At 53.3% G+C, this 13345-nt stretch carries 6 protein-coding genes, 1 tRNA gene and 3 rRNA genes; 2 read left to right on the plus strand and 8 right to left on the minus strand.

Annotation, left to right across the window (positions count from 1 at the left end; translation table 11 throughout):
* Window positions 1-16 precede the first annotated feature (16 nt).
* The 4 genes from rrf to NSS83_RS16315 all read right to left on the minus strand — a co-directional run bounded on the left by rrf (window position 17) and on the right by NSS83_RS16315 (window position 5272).
* A 5S ribosomal RNA gene (rrf, locus tag NSS83_RS16300) occupies window positions 17-133 on the minus strand.
* A gap of 145 nt (window positions 134-278) precedes the next feature.
* Window positions 279-3205 (minus strand): 23S ribosomal RNA (locus NSS83_RS16305).
* A 303-nt stretch (window positions 3206-3508) separates the two neighbouring features.
* Window positions 3509-3584 (minus strand) — tRNA-Ala (locus NSS83_RS16310).
* 127 nt (window positions 3585-3711) lie between these two features.
* A 16S ribosomal RNA gene (locus tag NSS83_RS16315) occupies window positions 3712-5272 on the minus strand.
* Together the 16S, 23S and 5S rRNA genes with 1 tRNA gene alongside form the textbook arrangement of a ribosomal RNA operon.
* A gap of 480 nt (window positions 5273-5752) precedes the next feature.
* Here NSS83_RS16315 and NSS83_RS16320 point away from each other — a divergent pair.
* Together NSS83_RS16320 and NSS83_RS16325 are read left to right on the plus strand one after the other, a co-directional pair.
* Complete coding sequence (locus tag NSS83_RS16320; protein ID WP_036721068.1) at window positions 5753-7003, plus strand: MFS transporter; 1251 nt, start codon at window positions 5753-5755, stop codon at window positions 7001-7003.
* A gap of 114 nt (window positions 7004-7117) precedes the next feature.
* A complete protein-coding gene (locus NSS83_RS16325) occupies window positions 7118-8392 on the plus strand; it encodes a molybdopterin-dependent oxidoreductase (protein WP_341348632.1) in 1275 nt (424 codons plus the stop codon).
* A 181-nt stretch (window positions 8393-8573) separates the two neighbouring features.
* Here NSS83_RS16325 and NSS83_RS16330 read toward each other — a convergent pair whose 3' ends face one another.
* The 4 genes from NSS83_RS16330 to NSS83_RS16345 are packed head-to-tail and all read right to left on the minus strand — an operon-like array spanning window position 8574 to window position 13214.
* Entirely contained in the window at window positions 8574-9482 is a 909-nt protein-coding gene (locus tag NSS83_RS16330; protein WP_341348633.1) for a hypothetical protein, read from the minus strand.
* Window positions 9483-9495: 13 nt separating this feature from the next.
* A complete protein-coding gene (locus NSS83_RS16335) occupies window positions 9496-10740 on the minus strand; it encodes an FtsX-like permease family protein (RefSeq protein WP_341348634.1) in 1245 nt (414 codons plus the stop codon).
* Window positions 10737-11462 carry an ABC transporter ATP-binding protein gene (locus tag NSS83_RS16340; RefSeq protein ID WP_341348635.1) on the minus strand — a complete coding sequence of 242 codons (726 nt, stop codon included), beginning with the start codon at window positions 11460-11462 and terminating at the stop codon, window positions 10737-10739. The genes NSS83_RS16335 and NSS83_RS16340 overlap by 4 nt, the downstream gene beginning before the upstream one ends.
* A gap of 12 nt (window positions 11463-11474) precedes the next feature.
* Window positions 11475-13214, minus strand: a complete 1740-nt coding sequence (locus tag NSS83_RS16345) for an alkaline phosphatase (protein WP_341348636.1) — start codon at window positions 13212-13214, stop codon at window positions 11475-11477.
* Window positions 13215-13345: the final 131 nt, after the last annotated feature.

The following is a 13345-nucleotide window of genomic DNA, read 5'->3' on the forward strand; positions in this document are numbered from 1 at the left end:
ACAATGGCTCATGTGTGCTTGGCAACGTCCTACTCTCCCAGGACCCTTCGGTCCAAGTACCATCGGCGCTGGAGGGCTTAACGGTCGTGTTCGGGATGGGTACGTGTGGAACCCCTCCGCTATCGCCACCAAACGGGCATTTACAGCGTAAATGCTTCAGGAATTTGATTCCTGAAAACTGAATCCGAAACGAATTTGTGTTTGCCCTTCTTACGGGGCCCCCGGAAAGTATTCGGAATCGGCTTCGTCAGCCTCTTCTTCACTTTTTGGGGTAGCTTTTGGATAAGCCCTCGACCGATTAGTATTGGTCAGCTCCATGCATTGCTGCACTTCCACCTCCAACCTATCTACCTCGTCGTCTTCAAGGGGTCTTACATACTGGGAAATCTCATCTTGAGGGGGGCTTCACGCTTAGATGCTTTCAGCGCTTATCCCGTCCGTACGTAGCTACTCAGCCATGCTCCTGGCGGAACAACTGATGCACCAGCGGTACGTCCATCCCGGTCCTCTCGTACTAAGGACAGCTCCTCTCAAATTTCCTGCGCCCACGACAGATAGGGACCGAACTGTCTCACGACGTTCTGAACCCAGCTCGCGTACCGCTTTAATGGGCGAACAGCCCAACCCTTGGGACCTACTTCAGCCCCAGGATGCGATGAGCCGACATCGAGGTGCCAAACCTCCCCGTCGATGTGGACTCTTGGGGGAGATAAGCCTGTTATCCCCAGGGTAGCTTTTATCCGTTGAGCGATGGCCCTTCCATGCGGTACCACCGGATCACTAAGTCCGACTTTCGTCCCTGCTCGACTTGTAGGTCTCGCAGTCAAGCTCCCTTATGCCTTTGCACTCTGCGAATGATTTCCAACCATTCTGAGGGAACCTTTGAACGCCTCCGTTACTCTTTAGGAGGCGACCGCCCCAGTCAAACTGCCCGCCTGACACGGTCCCCGTACCCGATAAGGGCACTAGGTTAGAACCTAGATACGATCAGGGTGGTATCCCAACGGCGCCTCCGCAGAAGCTTGCGCTCCTGCCTCCACGGCTCCCACCTATCCTGTACAGATCGTACCCAAATTCAATATCAAGCTGCAGTAAAGCTCCATGGGGTCTTTCCGTCTTGTCGCGGGTAACCTGCATCTTCACAGGTATTAAAATTTCACCGGATCTCTCGTTGAGACAGCGCCCAAGTCGTTACGCCATTCGTGCGGGTCAGAATTTACCTGACAAGGAATTTCGCTACCTTAGGACCGTTATAGTTACGGCCGCCGTTTACTGGGGCTTCGGTTCACAGCTTCGGACTAAGTCCTAACCGCTCCCCTTAACCTTCCAGCACCGGGCAGGCGTCAGCCCGTATACTTCGCCTTACGGCTTCGCACAGACCTGTGTTTTTGCTAAACAGTCGCTTGGGCCTTTTCACTGCGGCCCCCTCGGGCTATTCACCCTACCGAGGCACCCCTTCTCCCGAAGTTACGGGGTCATTTTGCCGAGTTCCTTAACGAGAGTTCTTCCGCGCGCCTTAGAATTCTCTTCTCGCCTACCTGTGTCGGTTTGCGGTACGGGCACCTTCTCCTGACTAGAGGCTTTTCTTGGCAGTGTGAGATCATGACCTTCGCTACTGTAATTTTCGCTCCCCATCACAGCCCAGCCTTACGGTGTGCGGATTTGCCTACACACCAGCCTCACTGCTTAGACGGACATCCATCAGTCCGCGTCACTACCCTCCTGCGTCACCCCATCGCTCATAGCGGATTACGGTGGTACAGTAATTTCAAACTGTTGTCCTTCGACTACGCCTTTCGGCCTCGCCTTAGGTCCCGACTTACCCTGAGCGGACGAGCCTTCCTCAGGAAACCTTGGGCTTTCGGCGGATCAGATTCTCACTGATCTTTTCGTTACTCATACCGGCATTCTCACTTGTATACTCTCCAGCGCTCCTTACGGTACACCTTCAACGTATATACAACGCTCCCCTACCCCAGATACAAAGTATCTAGCCATAGCTTCGGTGGTGTGTTTAGCCCCGTTACATTTTCGGCGCAGAGTCACTCGACCAGTGAGCTATTACGCACTCTTTCAATGGTGGCTGCTTCTAAGCCAACATCCTGGTTGTCTGTGCAACTCCACATCCTTTCCCACTTAACACACACTTGGGGACCTTAGCTGATGGTCTGGGCTGTTTCCCTTTTGACAATGGATCTTAGCACTCACTGTCTGACTCCCGGCAAGAAGTAAATGGCATTCGGAGTTTGACTGAGCTTGGTAACCCTTGCGGGCCCCGCACCCAATCAGTGCTCTACCTCCACCACTCCATTCACCGAGGCTAGCCCTAAAGCTATTTCGGGGAGAACCAGCTATCTCCGAGTTCGATTGGAATTTCTCCGCTACCCCCACCTCATCCCCGCATTTTTCAACATGCGTGGGTTCGGGCCTCCAGTGCGTGTTACCGCACCTTCACCCTGGACAGGGGTAGATCACACGGTTTCGGGTCTACGTCCACATACTTAATCGCCCTATTCAGACTCGCTTTCGCTGCGGCTCCGGCTTCTCACCTTAACCTTGCATGTTAAACGTAACTCGCCGGTTCATTCTACAAAAGGCACGCCATCACCCATAAAAAGGGCTCTGACTTTTTGTAAGCACACGGTTTCAGGTTCTATTTCACTCCCCTTCCGGGGTGCTTTTCACCTTTCCCTCACGGTACTGTTTCACTATCGGTCGCCAGGTAGTATTTAGCCTTAGCAGATGGTCCTGCTGGATTCATACGGGGTTTCACGTGCCCCGCACTACTCGGGATCCGTCTCGGAGAGAATACCATTTCGGCTACAGGGCTTTTACCTCTATCGCGGGCCTTTCCAGACCTCTTCGCCTACCATATTCCTTTGTAACTCCATGTGAGACGTCCCACAACCCCAAGAGGCAAGCCTCTTGGTTTAGGCTGTTCCGCGTTCGCTCGCCGCTACTGACGGAATCACTATTGTTTTCTCTTCCTCAGGGTACTTAGATGTTTCAGTTCCCCTGGTCTGCCTCTGCGTATCCTATGTATTCAGATACGAGTAACTGCGAATTACCACAGCTGGGTTTCCCCATTCGGACACCCCCGGATCAAAGCTTGCTTACAGCTCCCCGAGGCAGTTTCGTTGTTCGCCACGTCCTTCGTCGGCTCCTGGCGCCTAGGCATCCTCCGTGTGCTCTTAGTAGCTTAACCAATCGCTCCGGTATTGGCTCATTCGCTCATCTTGTTTTGAATAGCGCACCCGGATTACTCCGTATGCTAGATTATTCAAAGCTAAAAGTCGCTCACCATCCAAAACCATCGCTTAGCATTACTAATTATTGAAACTTGTTTACACAAGTTCAGCTTAAAGGAATGTTCTAAAACGCAAATTCGTTTCGGTATCCAGTTTTCAAGGATCAAGTTGCTGTTATTACGGGACAATCACGGCTGTGATGTTCGGAATAACAGACAATGTATCTAGTATTTCAGACATAACAAATAGATGAAGTTTGTTGGTGGAGCCAAGCGGGATCGAACCGCTGACCTCCTGCTTGCAAGGCAGGCGCTCTCCCAGCTGAGCTATGGCCCCGCAAATTCCATCAAAACCGAACAAATGGAAACGCTCAAGGCTTTACGAAGTAAAGCCTACTTCAGGAAGCAAGCTTCCTGAAGACTTTTATTTGAATGTCTTCATTGCAGAAGACGATTCTCCATAGAAAGGAGGTGATCCAGCCGCACCTTCCGATACGGCTACCTTGTTACGACTTCACCCCAATCATCTACCCCACCTTCGGCGGCTGGCTCCCTTGCGGGTTACCCCACCGACTTCGGGTGTTGTAAACTCTCGTGGTGTGACGGGCGGTGTGTACAAGACCCGGGAACGTATTCACCGCGGCATGCTGATCCGCGATTACTAGCAATTCCGACTTCATGCAGGCGAGTTGCAGCCTGCAATCCGAACTGAGACCGGCTTTGCTGGGATTGGCTCCACCTCGCGGCTTCGCTTCCCGTTGTACCGGCCATTGTAGTACGTGTGTAGCCCAGGTCATAAGGGGCATGATGATTTGACGTCATCCCCACCTTCCTCCGGTTTGTCACCGGCAGTCACTCTAGAGTGCCCAGCTCAACCTGCTGGCAACTAAAGTCAAGGGTTGCGCTCGTTGCGGGACTTAACCCAACATCTCACGACACGAGCTGACGACAACCATGCACCACCTGTCTCAACTTTCCCCGAAGGGCACCTGATGCATCTCTGCTTCGTTAGTTGGATGTCAAGACCTGGTAAGGTTCTTCGCGTTGCTTCGAATTAAACCACATACTCCACTGCTTGTGCGGGTCCCCGTCAATTCCTTTGAGTTTCAGTCTTGCGACCGTACTCCCCAGGCGGAGTGCTTACTGTGTTAACTTCGGCACCAAGGGTATCGAAACCCCTAACACCTAGCACTCATCGTTTACGGCGTGGACTACCAGGGTATCTAATCCTGTTTGCTCCCCACGCTTTCGCGCCTCAGCGTCAGTTACAGCCCAGAAAGTCGCCTTCGCCACTGGTGTTCCTCCACATATCTACGCATTTCACCGCTACACGTGGAATTCCACTTTCCTCTTCTGTACTCAAGTCACCCAGTTTCCAGTGCGACCTCAGGTTGAGCCCAAGGTTTAAACACCAGACTTAAATAACCGCCTGCGCGCGCTTTACGCCCAATAATTCCGGACAACGCTTGCCCCCTACGTATTACCGCGGCTGCTGGCACGTAGTTAGCCGGGGCTTTCTTCTCAGGTACCGTCACTCCGGCAGCAGTTACTCTACCGGACGTTCTTCCCTGGCAACAGAGCTTTACGATCCGAAAACCTTCATCACTCACGCGGCGTTGCTCCGTCAGGCTTGCGCCCATTGCGGAAGATTCCCTACTGCTGCCTCCCGTAGGAGTCTGGGCCGTGTCTCAGTCCCAGTGTGGCCGTTCACCCTCTCAGGTCGGCTACGCATCGTCGCCTTGGTGGGCCGTTACCCCACCAACTAGCTAATGCGCCGCAGGCCCATCCCCAAGCAGCAGATTGCTCCGCCTTTCATTCTCTCCTCAGGAGAAGAAAGAAATTATCCGGTATTAGCTACCGTTTCCGGTAGTTATCCCAGGCTTGAGGGCAGGTTGCCTACGTGTTACTCACCCGTCCGCCGCTAAGTTTGAAAGGAAGCAAGCTTCCTCTCAAACTCCGCTCGACTTGCATGTATTAGGCATGCCGCCAGCGTTCGTCCTGAGCCAGGATCAAACTCTCCAATTAGGTTTTTCCGAGCGGCTGCTTCACCCAAATCACTTTGAGGAAATAACCATCCGAAAACTATCGAAAAGAGCGATTGCTCATTTTGAAACTGACGATTCATTGAATGAATCTTGTAAAAATTAAAGCGTTCCATTTGTTCAGTTTTCAAAGAACTTGCTCCCGGCATTTCAACGTTATGTCTCTTGCACAGGAATTAGATCATATCATTTTATTACGTTTGTTGTCAACTTATTTTTCTTCCGCCGCTCAATTCAGCGTCGATGTCTCATAAGCACAAGAAATAATATATCACGCGCTCCAAGCGTTTGCAAGTCTTTTTTTATAATAGGATTAAGCACTGCTTTTTTTGAGTTAATAATGAATAGTTCACCGCAGCCCTGCACAAATTGATTCCCATAATACTTCATTTGTCGCTACAATAGAATTTATCTTCGTGTCCATAGATAACTTATTTATTAAATGTTCCTGAAAGGAGTTCAAATGTCCAACAAGACCCTGCCTCAAGCTCCACCCGGCCCTCTGGGGGAATCACGAAATCTGCAGCAGGCTACCATCTACCGTATTTTGCTTGCTGTCAGCTTTGTTCATTTATTCAATGATTCCATTCAGGCACTGATTCCGGCGATGTTCCCTGTACTAAAGGATAATCTGGTACTCTCCTATGCCCAGATCGGCTGGATAGCGTTCGCGCTGAATCTCACCTCTTCGGTGATTCAGCCTATTATCGGCTTCGCCGCTGACCGGAAGCCGCGTCCGATCCTGCTCCCGCTAGGGATGTGCTGTACCTTTGCCGGGGTGTTCCTGCTCGCTTTTGCAGGTAATTATGTATTAGTGATTGTATCCGTAATGCTTGTGGGCTTCGGATCAGCTGCGTTCCATCCGGAAGGGATGCGTGTGGCTCATATGGCTGCCGGTCAGCGCAAGGGGCTGTCGCAATCCATATTTCAGGTGGGCGGCAACGCCGGCCAGGCCTTGGGTCCTCTATTAATGAAGTGGGTATTCATTCCCTTCGGTCAGATGGGTGCTCTCGGCTTCACCGTTATCGCCGCTGCCGGAGTCGCCATCCAGGCCTATGTGGCCCGCTGGTACCGAGAGATGCTGGATGCCGGATACACCTTCCGCAAAAAGTCAGCGTCACGCTCTATCGACCCTGCCCGCAGCAAACGTATTCTGATTACAACGGTTATTCTGGTCTTCATCGTATTCGTGCGATCCTGGTACGGCGCCTCCATCGGCGGGTATTATGCCTTCTATTTAATGGACAAATACGGGATGACGCTGGATAAGGCTCAGATCTATATCTTCATCTATCTCGCTGCCGGCGCTGTCGGCACCTTCTTCGGGGGCCCGCTGGCAGACCGCTTCGGCCGCCGCAATCTTATTCTGGTGTCGATGATCGGGACGGTGCCTTTTGCGCTGGCCCTGCCTTTTGTGAACCAGTTCTGGGCGGCCGTGCTGCTGATCATCTCCGGGTTCATTCTATTATCCAGCTTCTCCGTCACTGTGATCTACGCGCAGATGCTGTATCCAGGCAATATCGGTACGGTCTCGGGTCTTATTACCGGCCTTGCCTTCGGGCTTGGCGGAATTGGCTCTGTCGTAATTGGGCATCTGATCGACACGATCGGAATAGCCACGGTGTTCGTGGCCTGCGGCTTCCTGCCGCTGCTCGGTCTGCTGGCCCTGCTGCTGCCCGGCGACAAGAAGCTGGAGGAATGGGCAGCGGAATAATCCGCTGAATCTGGATAACGGCAGAGAATTATTCAAGGGACACTTTTTGCGGTACAATTAGTTAAAACTTGAATTAATCACTCTAAGGTGGAGGCACCAGAGGAGGCTAAACGCTTGAAAAACTTACTTACAACCCTTCGCAAAGGATACGGCAAGAAGCTCGTCTCGATTCACTTGTGGAATGCCTGGCTGGTCTTAATTCTTGCCCTTAGCGGTCTGATGCTGGTAGGCGGCTTCTGGAGAGAGCTGCTGGGTGAGGGCAGAGTGTGGCTGAAATGGGGCCATATCGTGTTCGGTCTGGCGCTGTTGATCCCTGTGGTCTACTATCTGCTCCTGGCGGCGAAGCACTGGAAGCGGCTCAAAGGTAAACCTGCGCAAAAAGCCAACGTCCTCTTCGTGCTGACGCTTTTGATCGGCTGGCTGATCTCAGGGGTTGTGCTCTGGCTGTTCAGGCTTGCCGGGCCGAGAGCAGCGAATACTGCGTTATTCATTCATGATCTGCTGACCTGGGTCGGCCTGCCAGTCATCATCTATCACTCCATTACACGGGTGAAGTGGCTGAAGGAGCCCAAGAAGCGCACGATTGTGGCAGAAGCTGTCCCTGTTGAAGAGGCCTCTTCTCCCGCAAGCCGGACACGGCGCGCGGCTCCTTCTGAAGCCCAGCCTATGTATTCACGCCGCGGGTTCATTAAGGTTGCGGTAGGCGCAGGGCTTGCTGTCACGCTCGGCCCAACTTTTGTCCGCTGGATCGGTAAATCCCTGCAGTTTCCCGGCACAGCCGACTATGCGGCAAGCAATGCCAATGCATTGGTTCCCGATCCTATTCCGCTGGCGGAATCGGCACCTCCTATCGGCGGGGGAGCCGAGGGCAGCTTTCGCGTATATACGGTCACGGCCATTCCCGCGTTCGACAACTCCAACTGGTCTTTTACCATTGATGGCCTGGTGGATAAAAAGCTGAGCTGGAACTGGGAAGAGTTCGTCAAGCTGCAGCGCGAGGTGCAGGTCAGTGATTTTCACTGCGTAACAGGCTGGTCTGTGTACAAAAATACATGGGAGGGCCTCCCCCTCTCAAAGCTGCTCGATATGGCCGGTGTGCAGCCTGGGGCCGTCATGGTCAAGTTCTACTCGGGAGACGGTGTCTATACGGACTCACTCACTCTAGATCAGGCGAGGATGGACGATATCATGGTGGCTGTGATGCACGATGGCAAACCTATCCCCAATCAGCTCGGCGGGCCGGTTCGCCTCGTTACTCCGCAAATGTATGCCTATAAATCAGTCAAATGGCTGAACCGCATTGAGTTAATCAATGAAGATTATGTCGGGTACTGGGAACAGCGGGGATACGATAAAGATGCCTGGCTGCCGGGTGCGAAGCGGGTGTAATGTAGCTTCTGTCCTCTATTCAGACAAGTGGAAACGGCTTTGCCGTCCTTTTAAAGGACGGTACCGTTTCAGCGAGAAATAGAAGGATAATGGATAGCGTGAAACCTATACATTCTTATATTTTAAAAAACCTCCTTTCCCAATCCGGGATTTGGAGGTTTTTTGGTTCTTGCTTCATGGATCACAGGCTTTTGAAGGAAGCGTCGTACAGGCGGAACATGGTTTTGTAGCCGGACTCGTCAATCTTGATTCCGACATCCAGACGCCCCGATATTTCCAGCGGACCAGAGGTGTAGCGGAGCTTACTGCCTTCAGGAACAAACACGATCATAATCTTGTTCCAGTAGGTCTCATCCCCATTATCGAACGGACACTCTGCACCCGGTTCGGGAATAAGCAGGAACCAGTTTTTCTCAAAAGAAAGGACCTCACCCATGAATCCCTTAATGGTAACCTGCTGTCCGCTAAGATCCCAGAAGTGCTCTGAGGGCCGGGTCTGATCGTCTCCGTCAAAAAAACCGTTCCAGTCTATGGCTGTATTCCCTGTGGAGGCAGCAACCACGGTAGCCGTTGCTGCCGCAGACGGTGAAGGCGATACGCTCAATGCCGGAGCAGATCCAGCCTTGACGGGTTCTGCTTCATCTCTACTCCCCCTGGTATCCTTAGACACTCCCGCTGGGCGGGGGCTTTGTACAGAAGATGAGGCTGCCGGACTCGGAGTAGTAGTTACGGTCTTCCCAGGGGTCTTCCGGGAAGCCGTCTCAACAGGTGCAGCAGCAGGCGATGGAGACGGCTTGAACGTAACCGTCACCTTGGATCCGGCATCCGCACCTTTGGATGGAACAGCAGACGCAGCAGCTCCGCCCTTGGCAACTGGAACAGTGGCCTCCGGAGAAGGGGCCTGCGGGGAAGGGGATGCGGATATCTGTGCTTCCACCGTGACTTCCGCAGTGCTCTGCGGAGCTTCCGCCACCGCCGCAAAGGACTCCCCGTTCCCATTAGTAGCAGTATTCTGGCCGCATGCCTGAAGCAGCAGCATACCTGTCACAGCTCCTGACAGCAGAAGCATTCTTCCTTGTAGTCGTATCAATTGAACGTACCTCCTATGATTTGAACAAGGCGAGCGGATGCATCCGGTACATCCGGAAGGCCGGTCCAAGCGAGGACAGCAGACCTATAGCCAGCGCCCCAAGCACAATAAGCCAATGCTCCGGTGTCCAGTGATAGGGCTCGATTTGAATGCCCGCCTGCGAGAACAGCATATCCCTCAGCAGATAGGCACCTAAATGACCGGTCACAAGCCCCGCGATAAGTCCGGTTGCCGTTACCAGCAGGCCTTCTGTGGTCAAGGACAGCCATACGTAGGCCCGTGATTTTCCGAGAAGACGCAGAATTCCGACATCCTTGGTCCGCTCCGAGGCTGCTGCAACAAGCGATAATAGAATCGCAATACCTGCGAGCAGCACACATATGGCCGTCAACATCCCAAGCAGCCGGGAGCCCTGATCCACTGCATTCAACACATCGGACACAGCCTTGCTGGTATACACCGCCTGAATACCGCTGCTGCCATCGAACGCCTGCTTCAAATCATGGGCCCCCAGCAGACTAGCCGGCTTAACCAGCACTGCCGTAATCTCCCGCTCCTCAGGCGCCAGCCCATGTACAGCCCAGGCATAGTCCACCGTTGTAAAGACCGCACGGTCATCCGGAGTATGGAGTTCTGGAAGAATACCCGCTACCCTGTACCGAAAATCTCCATGGGCATGCCCGCCTGATTCTCCGGCTGCATGCTCCTCCTCATGACCCTCCTCATGCTCAGGAGCTGAGGATTCGTGGTCTTCTCCCTGCACCAGTCCATGCGCCCCCGCAAAGGTATCGCCTATCTTCAATCCCAGCGACCGGGCGACGTAAGAGCCTACAATCGTCTCTCCAGTATCGGCATACATCTTGCCTTCCTGTAGTCTGCTGCCGCCGTAACGGGTGAAGAAGTACCCGGAATCTATCCCGACAATTGGATAGCCCTTGTAGTTGTCGCCCGTGGTCATTGCATAAGCGGCTTCCACAGACGGGTCCTGCCGTGCCTCATCCAGCACAGCAAGCGGGATATTCCCGGTTGGTGCGCCGATATGATAAAAGGTATTGAGTACCAGCTGTGTCTCACTGCCCGCTGCGCCTATGACAAGATCAAAGGGCCCATAGCCTTTCTTGGCCCCCTGCTCTACACTCTGCCGGGACAAAACAAGCAAGACAATAAAGGCCACTGTAATGGCCACGGCGCACACGGTAAGCAGAGACAGGAACCGCCGGTGCAGCACATTGCGGAGGGTGAGCCGGAACAGGCTCATAGTGAAATCCCCTCCTTGTCCATCCCGCTGAACGAAGACCGCTGACGGGCTGATACCTCCCGGTGCACTTGGTTGATATCCTGAATGTTCAAGCGGTGCGGAAACCGTTCAGCCATATTGAGGTCATGGGTTACCACGATTAAGGTGTGTCCATGCGCTGCGCTAAGCTCCAAGAGCAGAGAGGATATCTCATCGGCCGTCTCCCAGTCCAAGCTGCCTGTCGGTTCATCTGCCAGCAGAAGCGGCGGGTGATTGACCATGGCTCTTACAATGGCAACGCGCTGCTGCTGCCCGCGTGAGAGCTGGGAAGGCAGATGCCTTCCGCGGCCCCCCAGGCCCACCTGCTCCAGCCAGCCGTCCACTATGCGCCGCCGCTCCTTTTGCGGAAGCCGGGCCGTCATGGCAATCTCGACATTTTGCCGTGCGGTCAGCGAGGGAATCAGATGGAAGTCCTGCAGCACATAGCCTATAGCAGAAGCACGGAAGGCATCGCGCTTCGCCTCAGTTAACTCTTGAAGCCGCTGTCCATCTACTGTAATTCTGCCGCCATCTGCACGCATGATGCCGCTGATCAGGTGCAAAAGCGTGCTTTTACCGGACCCGCTGGGTCCGGTAATGGCTACGCGCTCTCCCTTTTCAACCTTCCAAAGCGGGATATCAAGAATCGGCACAGCTCTGCCGTCCACTTTGAATTGTTTGGTTACATTCTGAATCTGGAGCAATAAGAGCCACTCCTATCTGAGGACAATACGTTCGGACAAGGCATCCCAGGTTAAGGTCTTGCCCTTCAACTGGTTGAATGCACTAAGCGGAAGGTAGAGTACGTTGTTATCCACATCCACTGTATATGCGGCCGCTTTGCTGTTCAGCTTCGCTGTTTTACCGGTCAGATCGACTTCAATCGTATTCTTTCCAATAGTGAGCTTGGCGGAGGAAGTATTCCCTGTATAGGTTCCTCCAAGCGCCTTCACCAGTGCCTGTGCCGGGTAGAGCACCTCATTGTCCCGGCTAATTTTGAATTTCGGATAGAGATACTTCGACTGCAGCTCTGCGGAACGCTTGTTCAGATCAAGTCCCAGGATTCCTGCTCCCACAGTGGCAATCTGCGTGTTGTCGATCTGTCCCTTCACCTTGTCAGCAATCGGGCCATACGCCCACACCCCAACATCCACCGCAGAGTGGCCGTGACCCGACCAGCCGACCAGCAGGCGCTTGGAAATCACTGCATTATATGCGCCTTCGCGTTTGTACGAAGAACCGTCGCCATTCATAATCTGGGTAACTTCCTCGTCCGTCAGATCTGTAATCCAGGTGTTTGCCGTTACGATCTTGCGGATCTCTTCCGGTGTCTGTGCGGCTTCAAGATCGGCTGCCAGACTCTCGGAGGAATGCTTCTGCTTGTTCCACAGATCGATGTTGATCTCATAGATATTGTCACGCGAGAGTGAGAGGCCGCCTGTCTCATGGTCAGCCGTAACGACCACGGAGGTGTTGCCGTTTTTCTTCGCAAAATCAACGGCAGTCTTGAAGGCTGCATCGAAGTCGAGCGCTTCCTGCACGAGGGTCGGCAGATCGTTGGCATGACCGGCATGGTCAATACGCCCGCCTTCAATCATCATAACGAAGCCGTCTTTATCGGTGGACAGAATATTCAGGGCCTTGGAGGTCATCCCCGCCAGGCTCGGAATTTCCGGAGTGCGGTCTGGAGTGTAAGCCACATGGGAGTTACCGAACAAGCCTAACACCTTGGTATTCTTGGAAGTAAGTGCATTTAAGGCGGTGGTATTCTCAACAACTGTGTACCCTTTAGCCTTGAAGTCCGGCAGCAGGTTCTTATCCGTACGTTTGCCCTTCTCATCCTTGGTCAGGAAGAACTGCTTCCCGCCGCCCATAAGCACATCTACACCGCTCTCCAGATACTGTGAGGCGATCGCTGACTCATTGTCACGGTTACGGACATGGGATGCATATACAGCTGGTGTGGCATGGGTGATACGGGCAGTGGTCACAAGTCCGGTGGCCTTGCCCGCGCTCTCCGCAGCTTCGATTATGGAAGCAAACGGCTTGGAGACATCCTCATTAGAGACACTGATGCCCGCGTTGTAGGTTTTATGGCCTGTAGCAAATGCAGTACCGGCTGAGGCGGAATCTGTGACGATCCCGGATACGATTTTACCGCTGTCCTCTCCCCGGTCTGCATATGTAGTAGCTTGTCCCACGTAGTATGGATCGAGGTTCAGGTGCTTAACACCCTTGGTATATTGCTGAAAATATCTTGCCGCAGACACTTGGGCCGGGCCCATGCCGTCGCCGATCAGAACGATAAGATTCTTAGACTGGGCCTTGGCAGCGCCCCCGGAATTAGCCGGGCTCTTGGCTGCACCTGCAAGGGTTGCTCCTGATACTACGGCTGCCGCCAATCCTCCAACAATCATGCCCCTCATTAACTTGTTCATCATATACCCCTTCCTCATTGTGACGGTTCTAATCCCAAGCTTACCCTCGAAAGATTAACTAACTGTCAAAATAAGTATGGAGTTGTATTAAATTATCAAGTGTTCACACGTACATAAAAAAGCCCTGTACCCCACCGCCGTCAGGCAAA

Origin of the sequence: Paenibacillus sp. FSL H3-0469 (assembly GCF_038051945.1) — a bacterium.
GTDB lineage: Bacteria > Bacillota > Bacilli > Paenibacillales > Paenibacillaceae > Paenibacillus_AQ.

What these genes read in the sequence shown, in the direction of transcription:
- NSS83_RS16335 (WP_341348634.1), bottom strand. Translation starts at nt 10,740, where the DNA reads ATGAGCCTGTTCCGGCTCACCCTCCGCAATGTGCTGCACCGGCGGTTC.
- NSS83_RS16345 (WP_341348636.1), bottom strand. Translation starts at nt 13,214, where the DNA reads ATGAGGAAGGGGTATATGATGAACAAGTTAATGAGGGGCATGATTGTT.
- NSS83_RS16320 (WP_036721068.1), top strand. Translation starts at nt 5,753, where the DNA reads ATGTCCAACAAGACCCTGCCTCAAGCTCCACCCGGCCCTCTGGGGGAA.